This window comes from Pseudohongiella sp. O18 (assembly GCF_021729085.1).
Classification (GTDB): Bacteria; Pseudomonadota; Gammaproteobacteria; order Pseudomonadales; family Pseudohongiellaceae; genus Pseudohongiella.
This window is the reverse complement of record NZ_JAJSAR010000002.1, coordinates 34,214-52,312: the sequence shown is the minus strand read 5'-3', so window position 1 is coordinate 52,312 and position 18,099 is coordinate 34,214. Positions and strand designations below refer to the sequence as shown.

At 53.2% G+C, this 18,099-nt stretch carries 14 protein-coding genes and 1 tRNA gene; 6 read left to right on the top strand and 9 right to left on the bottom strand.

What is annotated here, in order from left to right:
• Positions 1-18: 18 nt before the first annotated feature.
• From LVD14_RS07530 to LVD14_RS07500, 7 genes are all read right to left on the bottom strand, one after another.
• The gene (locus tag LVD14_RS07530) at positions 19-477 is read right to left on the bottom strand and encodes an ATPase (RefSeq protein WP_237133479.1); all 459 of its coding nucleotides are present in this window, start codon (positions 475-477) and stop codon (positions 19-21) included.
• Positions 478-552: 75 nt separating this feature from the next.
• On the bottom strand, positions 553-780 hold the full coding sequence (locus LVD14_RS07525) for a hypothetical protein (RefSeq protein WP_068812465.1): 228 nt from the start codon (positions 778-780) through the stop codon (positions 553-555).
• Between the two features lie 29 nt (positions 781-809).
• Entirely contained in the window at positions 810-2,096 is a 1,287-nt protein-coding gene (locus LVD14_RS07520; protein WP_237134623.1) for an APC family permease, read from the bottom strand.
• A gap of 170 nt (positions 2,097-2,266) precedes the next feature.
• Positions 2,267-3,145 (bottom strand): copper resistance D family protein, encoded by an 879-nt coding sequence (locus LVD14_RS07515; RefSeq protein WP_237133478.1) that lies wholly within the window; start codon positions 3,143-3,145, stop codon positions 2,267-2,269.
• 1 nt (position 3,146) lies between these two features.
• A complete protein-coding gene (locus LVD14_RS07510; RefSeq protein WP_070116100.1) occupies positions 3,147-3,596 on the bottom strand; it encodes a copper resistance protein CopC in 450 nt (149 codons plus the stop codon).
• Between the two features lie 27 nt (positions 3,597-3,623).
• Positions 3,624-4,589 carry a copper resistance protein B gene (locus tag LVD14_RS07505; RefSeq protein ID WP_237133477.1) on the bottom strand — a complete coding sequence of 322 codons (966 nt, stop codon included), beginning with the start codon at positions 4,587-4,589 and terminating at the stop codon, positions 3,624-3,626.
• Complete coding sequence (locus tag LVD14_RS07500) at positions 4,589-6,379, bottom strand: copper resistance system multicopper oxidase (RefSeq protein ID WP_237133476.1); 1,791 nt, start codon at positions 6,377-6,379, stop codon at positions 4,589-4,591. Before LVD14_RS07500 ends, LVD14_RS07505 begins: the two co-directional genes overlap by 1 nt.
• Before the next feature lie 199 nt (positions 6,380-6,578).
• Here LVD14_RS07500 and LVD14_RS07495 point away from each other — a divergent pair, with 199 nt between their 5' ends.
• The 6 genes from LVD14_RS07495 to LVD14_RS07470 all read left to right on the top strand — a co-directional run bounded on the left by LVD14_RS07495 (position 6,579) and on the right by LVD14_RS07470 (position 15,364).
• Positions 6,579-7,271 (top strand): heavy metal response regulator transcription factor, encoded by a 693-nt coding sequence (locus LVD14_RS07495; protein WP_237133475.1) that lies wholly within the window; start codon positions 6,579-6,581, stop codon positions 7,269-7,271.
• The gene (locus LVD14_RS07490) at positions 7,258-8,661 is read left to right on the top strand and encodes a heavy metal sensor histidine kinase (RefSeq protein ID WP_272907259.1); all 1,404 of its coding nucleotides are present in this window, start codon (positions 7,258-7,260) and stop codon (positions 8,659-8,661) included. The genes LVD14_RS07495 and LVD14_RS07490 overlap by 14 nt, the downstream gene beginning before the upstream one ends.
• 2 nt (positions 8,662-8,663) lie before the next feature.
• Complete coding sequence (locus LVD14_RS07485; protein WP_237133473.1) at positions 8,664-9,281, top strand: hypothetical protein; 618 nt, start codon at positions 8,664-8,666, stop codon at positions 9,279-9,281.
• Positions 9,282-9,364: 83 nt separating this feature from the next.
• On the top strand, positions 9,365-10,690 hold the full coding sequence (locus LVD14_RS07480; RefSeq protein ID WP_237133472.1) for a TolC family protein: 1,326 nt from the start codon (positions 9,365-9,367) through the stop codon (positions 10,688-10,690).
• Between the two features lie 31 nt (positions 10,691-10,721).
• On the top strand, positions 10,722-12,233 hold the full coding sequence (locus LVD14_RS07475) for an efflux RND transporter periplasmic adaptor subunit (protein ID WP_237133471.1): 1,512 nt from the start codon (positions 10,722-10,724) through the stop codon (positions 12,231-12,233).
• Positions 12,230-15,364: an efflux RND transporter permease subunit gene (locus tag LVD14_RS07470; protein ID WP_237133470.1), complete on the top strand. Its 3,135-nt coding sequence runs from the start codon at positions 12,230-12,232 to the stop codon at positions 15,362-15,364. The genes LVD14_RS07475 and LVD14_RS07470 overlap by 4 nt, the downstream gene beginning before the upstream one ends.
• 203 nt (positions 15,365-15,567) lie before the next feature.
• Here LVD14_RS07470 and LVD14_RS07465 read toward each other — a convergent pair.
• Positions 15,568-15,644, bottom strand: a tRNA-Arg gene (locus tag LVD14_RS07465).
• 92 nt (positions 15,645-15,736) lie between these two features.
• Positions 15,737-18,097 (bottom strand): CHASE domain-containing protein, encoded by a 2,361-nt coding sequence (locus LVD14_RS07460; protein WP_237133469.1) that lies wholly within the window; start codon positions 18,095-18,097, stop codon positions 15,737-15,739.
• Between the last annotated feature and the right edge of the window lie 2 nt (positions 18,098-18,099).

The window sequence follows — 18,099 nt, the reverse complement described above, 5'->3', positions numbered from 1 at the left end:
CGCGAGCAGCAGTCTTTCTTACAAATCATCCATCCTTCCGATTTGCCGCACCAACAGCTTTGTCTCATTTTCCTCCATGTCGAGCAGCAGTTGCATCAGCTCAGCAGCTTCTGGGATCTCTGCCTTGCGCAGCAGAGTGCGGTACAACTCAATGACTTGCTCATGAAAATCGATGACTTCAGCGCTGATCGCATCAGCATCCATTTTCGCGTAGTGATCATCACAATCGAGATGTGTCTTAATCGGATTATGAGGAATGTAATCGTAGACATACGTCTTTGCCGCCTTGGGATCAGCCTGATGTTCAAAGCCAGCCACCATTTTTTCCATGGCAGTTTCACAGGACGCAAGATACTCCAGCAGCATGGCCGTGCGCTCTTCATGGTGCAATTTCGCACAGTGTGACAGGCATTGCGCCAGTTGCGCATGCAATGAGCGGGACCATTCGATCAGATCGAAAAACGTTTTGATTTCCATGCCAGATGTTTCCTTGATAAATATTACGTTACGTTCGCTGATCATTATTAATTCAGCGATTAGATACCAGGTTATTCACTCATCATGTCGCCGGGCTTTCTCCGCCGGCCATTGAGCAAAAGCAAGAAAGTACAACAGAACCAGATTCACCAAGGGTATCAGTATCAAAAATCCTAAAAAACCTGGATACCCTGTACGTTGACATATACGCCACGCCGGGATCACAGCCACAATTGCGATTACCAGCATCCACAGCCAGTGTTCTGCCCACATTGTATTTCCCGCCATTTCATTCCCCATCATGGTGCTATCCTCCATTTCATTTTTCGTTTTTAGTGATGACCTTCATGAGATTCGTCACCCCCGGCATCTCGTGCCTCCGAAGTTCTCTTGAGAAAGATTTGCTCGGCAACTGCAATCACGATCATTGCAACAACTGCAACCCCGATTACGAAGGGGTCCGTGTTCAGCTTAACCCAGACGAAACCACCAAGCGCGAGCAAATCAAGCAGAATCGCCACAACAGGCACCCAAGCATTGGCATTTATATCCTCGCGTAAATAACGCAGCACTCCCCAATGGATGGCAATGTCCATGATCAGGTAAAACACAATACCCAGCGCAGCTATTCGGGACAGATCGAAAAATGCAGTTAAAACCAGCCCCAAAACTACGGTGTAGACCAGTGTGTGTTTCTGTATACTGCCGGGCATACCAAAGTGGCGATGCGGAACAAGCTTCATTTCTGTCAGCATGGCTAACATACGTGACACTGCAAATACGCTGGCAAGGATTCCGCCGGCAGTGGCCATCATGGCAATGGCTACCGTGAACCACACACCATACTCACCCAGCGCTGGCCGTGCGGCGGCGGCAAGCGAATAGTCTCGTGTCTCGATGATTTCGGCAAGCGAGAGGTTGCTCGCAACCGCAAAGCCTACCAGGGTGTAGATCACCACACAGGCTGCAATGGAAATCACTATGGCGCGTCCGACGTTCCGTGTTGGGTCCTTAACCTCCGAGCCACTATTGGTAATCGTGGTGAAGCCTTTGAAAGCCAAAATACCCAGAGCGGTAGCGCCCAGAAAGTTGCCGACTGTGCCTGTTTCTCTTGAGTTCGAGAAATCAACAGCGAGGCTGTCTGCTATCCATACCCCCACTAATCCGAAAATCAGTATACCGCCTATCTTCAGGATCCCGATAAAAGAGGCGACACCCTGAATCCATCGATTCCCGGACAAGTTGACCAAAAAGGCTGCAACTATTAGAGACACGCCCAACACAGGAATCATCAGACCAGTATCATCACCGCCAAAGAGTTGTATGGTATACGCGCCAAATGTACGTGCCAGGAAACTTTGCGCAATTACCATTGAAAAGTACATTAACAAAGCATTGAACGCGGTAGGTAGTCGGTTCCCGTATGCCTTGTGCAGGTACATACCAATGCCACCGGCAGACGGATAGGCATTGGATATCTTGATGTAAGAATACGAACTGAAGCTCACGATTACCGCGGCAGCCAGAAATGCCAACGGAAACAATACGCCCGTCATTTGTGCCATCTGCCCTGTCAACGCGAAGATACCTGCACCTATCATGACACCAGTGCCCAGCATCACGATGCCGCCCAACGTTAAACTGTCTTTGGCGTAGCTTGATTTGCGATCATTTTTGTCGTCGGATACCATGCTCAACGCTCTCCTGTATTAGCGGATTAGCCTGTCGGGCCGGACTCGAGATTTAATTTATGCCTCCTCCCCTTGCGCACGGTGGACGGTGGACGGCATTAAGGTCCAACATTCGTAGTCAAATGGACCGTCATGGCCAGTATCCCCAGCGCCATTACCATTTCCAACCCAATAGAGCGAGCCAGACTTTGTCTGCCAGTGTCTACGTACAGACGAGAGACAAGAAAAAATTTATTTAAAGCGCCCAGCGTCAACAGAGCAACCACAGCAAGTAGTTTAATAAGCATGGCTTGACCATACGGGGTACTGAACAATTGGTCGATTGAGGACAGTAGCTGAGTCAGCAAATACACGCCCGCAGTGAGCAACAAAGCCACTAAATAGATGGCAAACCGACCAAATTTTTCCATAACAGTCTTTAACTTTGCACTCGAAACATCTGCGTTGCACAAAAGCCACAAGGGATACAAAGACCCTATCCACAGAAGAGCGGCTGCAACATGAATCACAATGCTCAGACGGGGAAGAATGCCAAGTTCGGCGATATGCCCCATCATAGTAAACGAAAAAAACAGTGATGCCAGAGCGCTAAGGCCAAACACAACGTACAGGTAGTAGAGCCGAGATCGTTCACGATATTGCCACATTAGCATCGCGGCAATCGCGATCGTAAAACCGGCGAACCTTGTCCCTGTGGCATAGCCGAGTGGTGACTGACCGATGATCAAAGCCATTTGAGGATCAAACATGCCACGCAACCCGTTTTGATTGATTGCGCCGAGCTGCGTTAGAAATGTCACCATTGTCGCCACAGCTCCAAGCATTGCCCCAAGGATGATATAGCGACGCATTCGCCCGCTGATGTCGTCTCCGAAATCCCGGCTCAGATAAAGACTGAATGTACCACCAGAAACAGTGCTTGCGCCAACCAGGACAAGCAATTTACTGACCAAGTACCAGATATCCCAGGGGCTCATATCAGTGAGCGTGCCCGTGTTCGGAGTGCCCCATATCGGATGTGTCCTCGCTCTGCATATTTTGCATATGATTGCCGTGCGCAGACATCGCGTCCGACGTCAGGGTGAAATCAGAGCTGCCGTCCATCGTGTGGCCGTCAGCCCCCATAATTGTCCATTCCACCTCGTATTGTCCTTGTTGAAGGTTTGTCAGTGGCACAACAAATTGACGCTTCGTGTCGGCGGTGGGATTAAATCCAATATCTATTGAGTGTTGTCCTGCATGCAAAAGGGCCAGACGCAAAAGTCGAACATCTGCATTAAAGTTTAGTTCCAATGCAGATAGCGGCATATTGATCACGGCACCCTCCGCTGGAACGATTTCGGAGAGCTCTGTATGGGCCCGCAACGCACCCGTTTGCAACAAAATCAAGCTCGACAGTAAAATTGTCAACCGGTTTACTTTTCTCATATTCATTTCCCGATAATGTATTGATTGTTAAAACCAGAACCGAACACCCGCGACCAGGCGAGTGTCACGCACCGGCGCCCCCTCTGCTCTTTGGTAGTCAGCAGTTTTACCATAACTCCCTGTCCACTCGAATCCGAAATAGGGCGCGAATTGACGTGAAAACTCATAACGTAGCCGCATTCCTAAAGCAGAAGTTGAAAGACCGCTTCCCACCCCATTCGATAAATCGTCGTTACCATAAAACGTCAATTCGGCTCGTGACTGCAAAATTAACCGCTGCGTAAACAATAGTTCGTATTCAGCCTCGAAGGTCAGCGCTGAGCGCCCACCTTCCGCAATATATGCCGTTGCATCAAGTTCGAACCAGTATGGTGCGAGTCCTTGGATACCAACTGCCAGCCATTGGCGATCCTCACCCTCATCATTGTTATCGAAACGCACACCCAGTTGTGTGTCGAAATAGGCATTCAGGGCACGCGCCCAAAGCAGGTCTGTCTCACTTTCCTTTAATGTGCCCTCCTCGACTTCGCCTTCTAGTTTGACAACAGCTTTGTTGTAGGTGGACCCATACCAGCCTTGAAGATCAAACACAGCGGTCTTGTTGTCTGGATCATATTCCAACCGGTCGCCCAACACTGACCAGAACTGATGCTCATCGGCCAGTTTCAGTTGCCGTGGACCTGGTCGGGCGTAGGGCCCCTCAGTTAGCGAATAACCATCGGAGTACGCATGGGGGTCTCGCGCGTCCGCAGGTGCTTCCGCTCCTTGCATCTGCATCTGACCGTGGTTCATAACGCCATTATTAGTCGCAGGACTTTCCGAAGAAGCCGTTGCCACCTCTGAGTCCGCATGCCCTGCATGGGCGTCTACCATCGGGTTCAGGTTATGCCCGGCATGTGGGTCATTCGGCTGCGCCCAAAGCGCAACTGGCATGATCAACGAACCAAAAACCATCAAGACTCTACTAGAGCTGCAAATGTTAATTTTATACATCACGATACAACCACCTCCCGGAACATGCCTGCGTCCATGTGAAACAATAAATGGCAGTGCCAGGCCCAACGCCCAAGGTCATGAGGGGTGGTGAGAAAGCTTATTCGTTGTGCCGGCTGCACCGGAATCGTATGACGCCGCACAAGGAAGTCACCCTGGTCGTTCTCCAGGTCGCTCCACATCCCATGCAGGTGCATGGGATGGGTCATCATGGTGTCGTTTTGCAGAATCACCCGAATCCTCTCTCCATGTTTCATTGATATCGGGGTACTCTGGCCGAACTCTAGTCCATCAAAAGACCAACTATACCGTTCCATGTTGCCCGTCAAATGCAACTCGATCTCCCGAGTCGGCAGTCTCTGATCAACTGGTCCGCCGATAGTCTTCAAATCGGCAAGGGTTAACACACGTCGACCATTTTGTCGAAGACCAACGCCCGGGTCGTCTAAATTGGTACGGGGCGTATGGACAAGCATATCTACAGATGGCCCGTATTCGGAACGCGCGTGGTTGACGCTGGACGAGGGTATGGCTAAAGGATTGGAATGCATGACATGCTGACTGTGGTCCATCGCCATTTCACCGTGGTCCATGTCCATACCCATGTCATTGTGATTCATGCCGGCGTGATCCATCGAACCCATCATATCGCGCATTGCCAGCCATTCTACGGCATCAAGCGCCGGTGTCGGTGCCGTAAGTCCATGCCGAACTGCGAGTGTGCCTCTGGCGTAGCCGGTACGCTCCATGCTTTGCGAAAAGATCGTATAGGCGTCATTTTCGGGCTCTACCACCACATCATAGGTTTCCCCGGGCCCAAACCGAAACTCATCAACAGAAACTGGTTCGACATTTTGACCGTCGGCCTGGACTACGGTCATTTTCAAGCCAGGAATTCGAATATCATAAAAGCTATTGCCAGCAGCATTGATAAATCGCAATCGAACTCGTTCGCCGGGTGAGAACAGGCCCGTCCAGTTGCCTGCTGGTGTTTGACCATTCATCAGGTAGGTTAAGGTTGAGGCAGATAGATCGCCCAGATCAGTAGGATTCATGCGCATCTGATTCCACATGCGACGCTTGTTGAGAGCACCCGCCAAGCCTAGCGTCGATACGTCGCGCATAAAACCAGGCACAGTAGGCTGATTGAAGTTGTAGACATCGCTTTGGACTTTCAGTTTGCTAAACACCCGCATTGGGTCTTCGTCAGTCCAATCGGACAACTGCACCACATAGTCTCGGTCTGCTCGTATAGTTTCGCCGTCACGAGGCTCTACAATCAAAGCACCGTACATTCCCGTAATTTCCTGAAAACCGCTATGAGAGTGATACCAATATGTACCGCTTTGCTGAAGCGTGAACCGGTACTCAAAGGTTTCTCCAGGCGCTATGCCGTCAAAACTTATGCCCGGCACTCCATCCATCTGGTAGGGTAAGATGATGCCGTGCCAATGAATGGAAGTCGCTACTGCCAGGTGATTGGTCACACGAATGGTGACTTCCTCACCTTCGCGCAGACGCAATGTCGGCGCCGGTATAGAGCCGTTGATAGTCGTTGCCATACGGACTTCACCGGTAAAGTTCACCGGCGACTCAGCTATCACAAGCTCAATTTGATTGCCGCTGAGCACGGGCGCCGTACCCGTGTGAGTCAACGTCGCGCCTGCCCGGCTGGCAGCCTGCAACACTGCGGGAAAGGCCGCCAGCACGCCACCAGCAGCCAAGCCCTGTACGAACCTTCGCCGGTTTACATTGATTGGGAATGGAAATGGTTGTTCAGACTTTTTCATAGGAGCAGCTCCTTTCGCCGATGCCTTTATCGTCAATACGTTTATAGTGCCGATACAATCCAGTTGAGAGTTGACAAGGGTAGCGAAATCGACCTGTCCAGAGGATGACGTCTACATTACATTGTTGTAATCGTCGTGTAATCTGACTGTCGGATGCAGTAATCTATAGTGGCAAGGCACTAATCAGGAGAGGCACGCTATGCGATTGCTCGTAGTGGAAGACGAAACAAAGACTGGCAACTACATTCGCCAGGGCCTATCTGAGGCTGGCTTTGTCGTTGAGCTAGTTCGCAACGGCCTGGACGGATACCACTTGGCCATGACAGAGTCTTTTGACCTGATTATCCTCGATGTAATGCTCCCGGATGTAGACGGGTGGCGCATCATGCAATCTTACCGAGATGCTGGGCATCAGACCCCTGTGTTGTTCCTTACTGCTCGGGACTCTGTCGATGATCGCGTCAAAGGCCTGGAATTGGGCGCCGACGACTACCTTGTAAAACCCTTTGCATTTGCCGAGTTACTGGCCAGGATACGAACTTTACTCCGCCGACGATCCATGGCTTCACCAGCAGAGCAGATTCAGGTGGCGGACCTGACACTTGATCCGCTCAAACATCGTGTATCACGCGCAGGCAAGAGAATACTCCTGACCCAGAAGGAATTTTCGCTATTGGAACTCCTGGCGCGTCGCCCAGGTGAAGTGCTACCGCGCTCACTCATAGCCTCCCAAGTGTGGGACATGAACTTTGATTCAGACACTAATGTTATCGATGTAGCGATTCGCCGCCTGCGCGCCAAGATCGACGACAATTTTCAGCCTAAATTGATTCATACCGTTCGTGGGATGGGATACAAAATGGACCTGGAATCCAACGATGAAACCCATTAGTCGATACCCACTCCCCCTTGCTGCGCGAGTCATGCTGTTCGTTGGCCTGACCATTGGTCTGAGTTTTATGCTGATTGGCACTCTGGTGCTGAATGCTGTGGAGCATCATTTCTCCGAGCAAGATGCTAGTCAACTTGTAGTAATGTCCAGCGCCGTGACGAATGCACTGGAAAATGCAGGAAATCAGCCCGATCGCCTGCGCGCGGCCCTATCCAATGCCATCTCCGGTCATCATGGTGTGTATTTTCAAGTAAGAAATAACAACGAAGAGATCCTGTACCAAACTGTCGGAGCAGGGTCGGGTTTGGCGCAAGCGGGACGTATCCTGACACCAACCGATGTGATACAACCTGGCAATTTACAAACCTGGCGCGAAGGCACCAAGACGTACAGAGGGGTGCTCAGCCAGCTAGAAGTCTCTGGACAGAACTACACCATCATTAGCGCCATTGACATGAGCTTTCACCTACAGTTTCTGCGAGACTTTCGGCAAAGCTTATTGATCATCATGAGTCTGGCTGGCGTTATAACTTTATTGGCTGCAGGCTATGGTGTACATCAGGCCCATGCCCCACTACGTGGTCTGTCTGCAAAAATGGGCGACATTCAAGCAGACAAACTACACGTGCGACTCGATCCATCCGCAATTCCGTCGGAGCTGAAAGATCTGGTGACATCTTTTAACCATATGATCGGTCGTTTGGAGGACAGTTTTACTCGTCTATCGCATTTTTCCGCTGACATTGCTCACGAGCTAAGAACCCCCCTTACCAATCTTATTACTCAGACCCAGGTTGGACTAGGCAAGGCCAGGACGCTCGAGAAATATCGCGAACTACTATACTCCAATCTAGAAGAGCAGGAGCGGCTAGCCAAAATGGTCAATGATATGCTTTGGCTTGCGAAAAGTGATCATGGCCTGCTCAAACCCGAGCAAGTACCCCTCAACCTGACCAATGAAGTTAATGAACTTTTTGATTTTTTCGAAGCACTGGCAGAAGAGAGAAATATCCGCCTGACGCTGGAGGGTTGCGCACCTATGACCATGGGTGACCGCGCCATGCTGAGACGAGCTATTTCCAACTTGTTGTCGAATGCCATCCGGTATACTCCACCGGGGAAAGAGGTGAAGGTTTTGCTCGACAACGCCTCTCACCACGAAATGTCGCTTAGTGTACAGAATCCTGGCCCCATGATTCCCGCCGAATACTTGTCCCATTTGTTTGACCGCTTTTATCGAGTTGAACCCTCTCGTGTAAGACAGGGTGAAGGCGCAGGTCTGGGGCTAGCTATTGTCAGATCCATCGTTGAAGCACATGGTGGGCATGTGGAGGCTTCTTCTGTCCGGGATAAGACGTCTTTCACACTCTTTTTACCGGTAAAATCCTAAAATTGTTCCTGCCGTTAGGCGAGCACAATTTTTTAACATCTCGCCGATACTATCCAGATCAATGCAATGAATATACTTCGCCGGTAAAGCTTGGTAAGCTATTAATTGGAGTGGATATCGTTGCTTCACTAAACTCAGCCAGATGTGGCACTTTCTGTACCTTTGTCGTTATAGTCATGCATAGAAATACAAAATATCGCCAGTTACTCACATGGTTTTTTGTAGCCAGCCTGCTTCTGAATGTTCAGTCGACTTTCGCCTGCACGATGATGCCGGATATGCCTGATCTACCGCAGCCTGCGCACGAGTGCTGCCTTGCTATGCACAAAAACAAGGTAACTGAAAAACCGGATACTCCCGCCTCGTCCAGTGATACTTGTTTTACACTGAAGGTATCATTACAGCTCAAAGCTTCGCCCGAGGCTGATGCGGACCCCGGCAACGACCACGCCCTGCTCAAGGACAAACCGGGAACACAAAATCTGGCGCCAGTCATGGCCTTGCTGGTCTTCACTTTGCTGCAGACAGCGCAAACTGGCGGCTATGCTGTGCCGTCCAACGACCGAGATCACAGCACTCCCCTGCCAGTCTACCAGGCAACCCAGCGCTACCGTATTTAACAGAACTCCTTAGTTACAACTACTTCAGAGCGGCAGCACACGCCTGCCGTTCCTGGTTTTTGTTCGATGACGGAGTTCTGCCCATGCACCATACAAACACACAAATCGGTTCGTATTTTGTTTCCCGATTAACAGCCGCCCTGATTCCACTTGGGCTGGCAATCACGCTCGTTTCCCTGCCCGCAAGTGCGCAGCAGACCGAAGGGTTTACCCCCGAAGGTCTGATTCGGGAGATTCTCCAACTGAATCCCGGTCTGGCTGCTCAGCGACTTGAGACACTGGCCCGCGAGGAACAAATTGTCAGCGCCGGCGCACTTGACGACCCCCGGGTAAACTATGCCATTGCCCCGGCGAGCATCGGCGACAACATCCCCAGTGCGCTGGGAGATACCCTGGGCGTACGTCAGGTTATTCAACTCAGTCAAAATTTCCCGTGGGCGGGCAAACGGCAATTGCGCACGGAGGTCGCGCAAGCGCAAAGCACAGCCGCTCATCTGATGACCCAGGATCTGCAATTGCAACTGATCGCCGCCGGCCGGCGTCACTGGGCAAGCTGGTGGGATGTTCACCAGGCATTAACCATCAACCGTGAACAGCAACAGTTGCTTACCGAACTGGAGAAAGTGATCGAAACCCAGTACGCCAGCGGCAGCGGCCTGCAACAGGATCTGCTTCAGGTGCAAACGGCCAGGATTCAGGCGGATCATCGCGACATAGTCCTTGAACAGCAGGCCAGGCGCATCCGGGCCCGCATCAATGCCTTGCGCAATCGCCCGGCAGCGGCTGAGCTCGCCGCCACCGAGGAGCAACCGCAACCGCCAACGTTGCCAGCCGACACAGTGCTGCACAGCTGGCTGGAAGAAGCCAATCCCGCACTGCGGGGGGCTCGGGCTGAGGCCGATGCTGCGCGCGCAGACCGGGACCTGACCTATAAAAACGACTTCCCCGACGTACAGGTCAATGTGGGTTACAACGAACTGTGGAATGCCAGCGACCTGCGCCTGCAGGTGGGCGTATCAGTCAACATACCCCTGGATTTTGGCAAGCGCTCTGCACGCAAAGCCGCGTCAGACTACCAACTTAACAGTGCCCGAACCGACATCCAGTATCTTCACAATCAGCTGCTTGCCGAGCTTGAACAAGCACTATCACGCGCCGAGGAAGCCCAACACGCCATCGAGTTGTGCCGTGAGCAGTTGATACCTATCGCACAGCAATCACTGACAGCGTCACAGTCTGACTATCAGGAGGGCATCGCGGATTTCTCCAATGTTATTCAGGCTGAGCAGGCCCTGCTTGAGGCCCGACTACTGTTATCCCGCTCCATGGCCGACCAGTATCAGGCCCATGCAGAAATAGATCGACTGGTAGGCGGGCGGCTTTGGCCCTTTGAGTTCTCTGGTCACTAAAACTGCGGCATCTGCTGAAGAGAGAAGAATCATGAACACACGAAACATGTTACTTGCCGGAATCGTAGTCGCTGCACTGATTTTGGTAGCTGCCTATTTCATTTTAATGCCCCAGCAAGCCAATATCTCTGCTGAGCATGCATCATCGACAACAAGGCAGCCCCTGTATTGGGTCGCCCCGATGGACCCGGATTATCGACGCGACGAACCGGGGCTCTCCCCTATGGGGATGGAACTGGTGCCGGTTTATGAAGACAATGATGAAGATGCAAGCGTCACCATCTCAGCCACTGTTCAGCAGAATCTGGGTGTACGCCTGGGCATGGTTACCATGGGCGAGTTCCGGCAGCAGGCTGATGCTGTGGGTTATACCGCGTGGGATCAGTCAACTATTCAGATGCTGCACCCGCGCGCCGAGGGCTGGCTGGAACAGTTCAATGTGGCCAGCGTCGGTGATCGTGTCAGCGCTGGCCAGATCCTGTATCAGCTTTTTTCACCGCGACTGGTCAGTGCTCAGCGCGAATACCTCAACGCCGCCGGAAATGCCGTTCTTCGCAAGGCGGCTGAAGATCGACTGCTTGCGCTGGGTGTGACACCGGCGCAGGTAACGGAACTTGCCAGCAGCAATGAAGTCAGTGCCCAACTAGCCTATCGCGCCGAATCAGATGCGGTGGTATCGGCCATTGGCGCCCGCGAGGGCAGCTATGTGACACCGGCAGATACCATTCTGACGCTGGCCTCACTCGACCGGATATGGCTGGATGTCGAAGTACCGTCCACCGCCATGTCCTGGATGGAGGTGGGCTTGCCGGTCACTGCCGAATTCCCAGCATACTCCGCCGAACAATGGCAGGGTCAAGTCGCACTTGTCTATCCGGAACTTGATCCTGTCACCCGAAGTTTGCGGTTGCGGCTGGAAATCGACAATCCAGACCACAGGCTGAAACCCAATATGTTTGCCAGCGTCCAGGTGAAAGGCCCTACTCGACACAACGTCGTCAGTGTGCCAACAGAAGCGGTGATCCGCTCAGGTCAGGGTGCCCGGGTGTTGCTCGCCGCAGGCGATGGTCGTTTCACGGTACAGCCGGTTCGCACCGGTGTGACCCGCGGTGACCGGATTGAAGTCCTGGACGGGCTGAGCGATGGCATGCAGGTCGTTACATCGGGTCAGTTTCTGCTGGACTCCGAAGCTAATGGAGAGCAGGCAATGGCAAGACTTAACGCCGCTGGCTCTGATTCTGACCTCGACCCGGAACAGGTCAATGACCAGCAAGAAGACACAGGCACCGCCCCGGCCACGCTGACCGGCACCGGGACTATCCAAAGTATAAGCGACAACCGCGTGACGCTGGACCACGGTCCCATACCTGCTCTGAATTGGCCTTCAATGGTCATGGGATTCCAGATCATGTCCAGCGTTGATCTGTCTGATGTCGCCGAAGGCGATCAGATCGAATTCGACTTTATGCCGATGCCTGCCGGCGGCTACAGCATCACGGCGTTGCGCCCGGCGACAACGTCAGGCCCGGGAGACACGCCATGATTGAAGCTGTCATTCGCGCCTCCCTGCGCAATCGCGGGCTGGTATTGGTTGCCGCCCTGCTGTTGACCATGGCCGGGTTGCTGAACCTGCGCACCATGCCGGTCGATGCCCTGCCCGATCTGTCCGATGTTCAGGTCATCATCCGTACGCCTTTCGCTGGCCAGGCCCCGCAGGTGGTCGAGGACCAGGTCACCTATCCGCTGACTACCGCTATGCTGTCGGTGCCCGGCGCGGAGACAGTGCGCGGATACTCGTTCTTTGGTGATTCCTACGTCTATATCATTTTCAGCGACGATACCGACCCTTATTGGGCACGCAGCCGAGTGCTGGAATACCTGAGTCAGGTCAGCTCGCGTCTGCCTGACGGCGTGACACCGGCGCTGGGCCCCGACGCTACCGGTGTCGGCTGGGTCTACGAATACGCCCTGGTGGACAGAAGCAATCAACATGATCTGTCGCAATTGCGCGCCATTCAGGACTGGTTTCTGAAATACGAACTGCAGACCGTGGCAGGTGTGTCAGAAGTTGCGTCAGTCGGTGGCATGGTCAAACAGTACCAGGTCATTGTTGATCCGGATCGGCTGAGTGCCTATGGCCTGACGCTGTCTGCGGTGAACCAGGCGATTCGGGCCGGCAACCAGGAAGTGGGCGGCTCAGTCATCGAGATGGCGGAAACCGAGTTTATGGTGCGGGCCACCGGTTACATTCAGGGGCTGGATGATCTGCGGGCCATTCCGTTAAAAGTTACACAAGACGGCACTGCGGTGTTGTTGGGCGATGTTGCCCGGGTGCAGACCGGTCCGCAGCTGCGCCGGGGTGTTGCCGACCTGAACGGTGAAGGCGAAGTGGCTGGAGGAATCGTGGTCATGCGCTCCGGTGAAAATGCCCAGGCCACCATCGCTGCCGTGAAACAGCGCCTGTATGAGCTGCAGGCAAGCCTGCCAGAGGGGGTAGAAATAGTTCCCACCTATGACCGCTCAGAGTTGATTGGTCGATCAGTCGACAACCTTTACAGCAAGCTACTTGAAGAATTTGCAGTGGTCGCCTTTATCTGCGCGCTGTTTTTATTCCATTTGCGCTCATCACTGGTTGCCATTGCCACACTGCCGCTTGGGATATTGGCGGCACTGCTGATCATGCGCGGCCAGGATCTTAACGCCAACATCATGTCGCTGGGCGGTATCGCCATTGCCATTGGCGCGATGGTCGATGGCGCTATTGTGATGATCGAGAACGTGCACAAACATCTGGAGCATGATCCCGAAAAGGCAAAAACCGACCGCTGGGGTGTTATTGCGAAAGCCTCTGCCGAAGTGGGTCCGGCCCTGTTTTTCTCGCTGCTGATCATCACCTTCAGCTTTCTGCCGGTGTTCACGCTGGAGGCACAGGAGGGGCGGCTGTTTGCACCGCTGGCGTTCACCAAGACTTACGCGATGGCTGCCGCCGCTATTCTGTCGATAACCGTTGTACCGGTACTGATGGGCTATCTGATCCGAGGCAAAATCATGCCTGAGAACAGAAATCCGGTGAATCGACTTCTGAGCTGGATTTACCGGCCCGTAATCAGGCTGGTCATGCGTGCGCCCTGGGTGATGGTCGCCGCCGGTATCCTGGTGATGACATCAGCAATCTGGCCACTGTCCCGACTCGGGTCAGAGTTCATGCCGCCACTGGATGAAGGGGATTGGATGTACATGCCCACCACCCGGCCGGGCTTGTCCATTGGTGAGGCAACACAATTGCTGCAGCAGACAGATCGCCTGATCAAGTCTGTACCCGAAGTGGCACAGGTGTTCGGCAAGATCGGCCGCGCTGATACCGCCACCGATCCGGCGCCGCTGAGCATGATAGAAACCATCATCCGCTTCAAGCCTGAGTCGGAATGGCGTGAGGGCATGACCATCGAGAGCATCCGCGAAGAGATCCGGCGCACGGTGGATCTGCCAGGCGTCACCAATGCCTGGGTTATGCCGATCAAGACCCGTATCGATATGTTGGCCACCGGTATCAAGACACCGGTGGGTATCAAGATCGGCGGTCCCGAATTGCCGGTCATACAGAACATTGGTGCGGATATCGAGGCATTGCTACCGCAGGTGCAGGGAACCGCCAGCGTGTTTGCCGAACGGGTCGCCGGCGGGCGTTATGTTACCGTGGATATTGACCGGGCGGCAGCGGCCCGCCATGGCCTGAATATCGACGAGGTGCAGGCAGTTGTTTCGTCGGCGATCGGCGGCATGAATGTTTCCGAAACCATTGAGGGCCTGGAGCGCTTCCCGATCAATGTGCGCTACCCGCAGGAAATCCGCAACTCGGTCGATGCCATTAGGGATCTGCCCGTATTAACATCGCAAGGGGCACGCATTCGTCTGGGTGACGTGGCACATATAGAAATACAAGACGGACCACCGATGATAAAGAGCGAGAATTCGCGCCCTACCGGGTGGGTATATGTGGACATCGCCGAGCGTGATATTGGCTCTTATGTCCAGGCCGCACAGCAACACCTGGCGGACAATCTGGCCTTGCCCGCTGGTTATTCACTGACTTGGTCCGGGCAGTACGAATACATGGAGCGGGCAAAAGAGCGCTTGACGCTGGTGGTACCGCTGACCCTGCTGATTATTGCATTCCTGCTCTACATGGCGTTCCGCGGGCTGGCGGAAGTCTTGATCATCATGGCCACGCTGCCCATGGCGATTGCCGGTAGCTCCTGGTTACTGTGGTGGCTTGCCTTTGACCTGTCGGTTGCTGTCGCAGTGGGGTTTATCGCCCTGGCCGGTGTGGCGGTGGAAATCGGTGTCATCATGCTGATTTATCTGAACCAGCACCGCACACGCTACCTGGCTGAGGCGCATGAACAAGGCGGCCCGACTGTGGAGGGCTTACGAGATGCGATTGCCAAAGGCGCACTGCAACGCCTGCGCCCTGTGGTAATGACCGTCGCGGCCATCACAGTGGGCCTGCTGCCCATCATGCAGGGGCACGGCACCGGCGGTGAAATCATGCAGCGCATAGCAACACCGATGGTGGGCGGCATGATCAGCACCCTGGTGCTGACCCTGCTGGTGTTGCCTGCAGTGTATTTTTTATGGCAAAGGTGGCAACTGCACTCTGAACTCCTGAAGTAGCCGCACGCAAGGCAAGGCCCCTTCAGCATCATCAGGTGGGGGCTGCCTCACCATCGGAGTGTTTCCGAACGCCATAATTAATCGTGAACATAGGACTGTTATTGTGGTCATGGGAATTCCCGCAAACTCCCGCATTCTAACGGTTTCAAACCCGAGGACAGTCTACCTAAAGGATTTCAAACCATTGTTATAAAAGGAAATATTGGCGCACCCGGAGAGATTCGAACTCCCGACCAAGTGGTTCGAAGCCACCTACTCTATCCAGCTGAGCTACGGGTGCATAACTTTTGGTGTTTTATTTTAATCACTGTCACCTGCAGTGGTTACGTGGGGCGGCATTATATAGTGATCAAATGCGAAGGTCACCTGTCATTATGCAGATTGTTCGTCTTCGGGCTTATACACTCGGTAATGGTTGCGACCGCCGCGTTTTACCTGGTATAGCGCAATATCCGCTTTTCGCAGTAATTCCTCGGCCGAGTCTGGATCATTCGGATCGAAGATAACGACACCAACGCTTAACGAGACCTTGAATTGCTGTAACCCTGTATCGAAGGGCTCTCGAATGGCATAAAACACCTTTCGTGCGACCAGCTCGGCATCCTCAGCAGAGCTGATTTCAGCCAGCAGCAGAACAAACTCGTCGCCACCCTGTCTCGCCAATGTGTCACTGGCACGAACGCTGTCGCCTAATTGTTTTGCGATCCACTTTAGCAGCTCATCTCCTACATCATGCCCGTACTGATCATTAACCTGCTTAAAGTGGTCAACATCGATAAACATAAGCGCAAACTTGCGTTTGTGGCGCCGGCATAGAGCGATAGTTTGAGCTAGTCTCTGCTGAAGAAGTCTACGGTTAGGCAAGTCGGTGAGATCGTCGTGACTTGCCTGATAGGCCACTTTTTTTGCCAGTTCTTTGCGATCGGTAATATTTTCTATCTGGGAGACGAAGTGCAATGGATTGCCGTTCGCGTCCCTGACCAACGACACACTCAGTACGATCCATATCTGGGAGCCATCCTTGCAGAAATAGCGTTTTTCCATCTGGTAACTGGGTATCTTTCCCGCGACCAACGCATTTAGCAACTCCATGTCCCGGTCGAGATCTTCAGGATGGGTGATATCCTGAAACGTCAGCTTTAATAATTCACCTTCTTCGTATCCCAGCATGTCCAGCAATGCCTGGTTTACTTCCAGCCACTCACCCTGCAGGCCCACCAGCGCCATGCCGATCGCTGCAGTTCCAAATGCACCACGGAAGCGCTGATCACTCTCACTGAGCGCCAGCTCAAGCTTTTTCTGCCGGTCAATGTCAGTATGGGTGCCAATTGTCCGCGCTGCATTACCCTCATTGTCTCTGGCAACGATTGCACCCTTGGTCAGAATCCAGCGCCAACTGCCATCTCGTGCAAGCATTCGATGTTGCACACTGTAAGTCGATGTCTTGCCGTCAATAAAATCTGCAACTGCGGCCTCTGCATTTTCCAGGTCCTCTGGGTGGACCAGGCGCCGCCATTCCGAAAACTCGTTTTTTACTTCGTCCTCGGTGTAGCCAAGCATGGATTTCCATTCTTTATTATAGTTGACCTCATTGGTCAGGTTGTTCCAGTCCCAGACCCCGTGACCAGCGCCAGATAGTGCAGACTTCCAGCGAAACTCTGTTTCAGAAAGCTCGCGATTGATGACTGCCGCCCGGGCTTCAGCCCTTTCTCTGCCAGATGCCAGAGACCAGACCAGTATTGTCAGCAGCGCTGTCAACAACCCACCAACGAACATAACAACCTCAGGCTCAGCGCCCTGATGGTCTTGAATAAAACTGTCGTCTGCCAGAAACCTCACCGTCCAGATCCGCTGTGAGATTCTCAATTGCTCAGTGCGCGAAAAAGTCCACTCCGGCACAAAATCACTATCGTCAATGGTCGAATAGAGCAAGGCCCCTTCATTCATGTCAGGGCCATCGTAAACACTGAAAGCAATTGGGGATTCATTCAGGCGTATACCCTCCATCAGGATATCCATGCTAAACGGTGCATACACCCAACCATAGATATTGCTGGAGCTCGCCGCGGCCAGGCCGACTTCCCGTTCGTAGACCGGCAAATACAACAGCACGCCAGCAATGGGACCACGATCTGCGTCCTGAACCAGGCTGACTTTGCCCGAAAGCGTCAATTCACCACTGACTTGTGACTGATCCATCGCCTCGCGCCTGACCTGTTCAGAGTACATGTCATAGCCAAAGGCATTCAGGTTGTTGCCGCTAAACGGCTCGATAAAAACTATCGATGTATATCGATCACGGTCACCCGCCGGGTGAACCGAATAAAATGGGAAACCGCTCTCCTGGACTTGCTCGATATGCGCATCGAGTCTCTCTGGCTCTAGGTCCAGCGCGAATGCGATACCCAGAATGCCTGGGTAGTTTTCATCTAGAGCCAGCTCGTTGGCGTAATTGCGGAACTCCTCGCGATCGACACGATTGGAAGCAACAAATAGACCTTTCAGTCCACGGATCACCTGACCATAGGTCTCCATGCGCTCCTGGATTAGCTCCAGGCTCTCGCCGGTTTCCTCTTCGAAGCGATCCTGGTCTTCCAGGTTAACGGCACGTATGGCTCCTTGCCATGACAGAATTGTCAGCAATGCACCGACTATTAACACAGCCAATGTCAACGCGATAACTCGTGTGGAGCGGAACCACGACTCAGAGAACATTTTCGTCCGACTCAGCATCT

What these genes read in the sequence shown, in the direction of transcription:
- LVD14_RS07530 (WP_237133479.1), bottom strand. Translation starts at nt 477, where the DNA reads ATGGAAATCAAAACGTTTTTCGATCTGATCGAATGGTCCCGCTCATTG.
- LVD14_RS07525 (WP_068812465.1), bottom strand. Translation starts at nt 780, where the DNA reads ATGATGGGGAATGAAATGGCGGGAAATACAATGTGGGCAGAACACTGG.
- LVD14_RS07520 (WP_237134623.1), bottom strand. Translation starts at nt 2,096, where the DNA reads ATGCTGGGCACTGGTGTCATGATAGGTGCAGGTATCTTCGCGTTGACA.
- LVD14_RS07515 (WP_237133478.1), bottom strand. Translation starts at nt 3,145, where the DNA reads ATGAGCCCCTGGGATATCTGGTACTTGGTCAGTAAATTGCTTGTCCTG.
- LVD14_RS07510 (WP_070116100.1), bottom strand. Translation starts at nt 3,596, where the DNA reads ATGAGAAAAGTAAACCGGTTGACAATTTTACTGTCGAGCTTGATTTTG.
- LVD14_RS07505 (WP_237133477.1), bottom strand. Translation starts at nt 4,589, where the DNA reads ATGTATAAAATTAACATTTGCAGCTCTAGTAGAGTCTTGATGGTTTTT.
- LVD14_RS07500 (WP_237133476.1), bottom strand. Translation starts at nt 6,379, where the DNA reads ATGAAAAAGTCTGAACAACCATTTCCATTCCCAATCAATGTAAACCGG.
- LVD14_RS07495 (WP_237133475.1), top strand. Translation starts at nt 6,579, where the DNA reads ATGCGATTGCTCGTAGTGGAAGACGAAACAAAGACTGGCAACTACATT.
- LVD14_RS07490 (WP_272907259.1), top strand. Translation starts at nt 7,258, where the DNA reads ATGAAACCCATTAGTCGATACCCACTCCCCCTTGCTGCGCGAGTCATG.
- LVD14_RS07480 (WP_237133472.1), top strand. Translation starts at nt 9,365, where the DNA reads ATGCACCATACAAACACACAAATCGGTTCGTATTTTGTTTCCCGATTA.
- LVD14_RS07475 (WP_237133471.1), top strand. Translation starts at nt 10,722, where the DNA reads ATGAACACACGAAACATGTTACTTGCCGGAATCGTAGTCGCTGCACTG.
- LVD14_RS07470 (WP_237133470.1), top strand. Translation starts at nt 12,230, where the DNA reads ATGATTGAAGCTGTCATTCGCGCCTCCCTGCGCAATCGCGGGCTGGTA.
- LVD14_RS07460 (WP_237133469.1), bottom strand. Translation starts at nt 18,097, where the DNA reads ATGCTGAGTCGGACGAAAATGTTCTCTGAGTCGTGGTTCCGCTCCACA.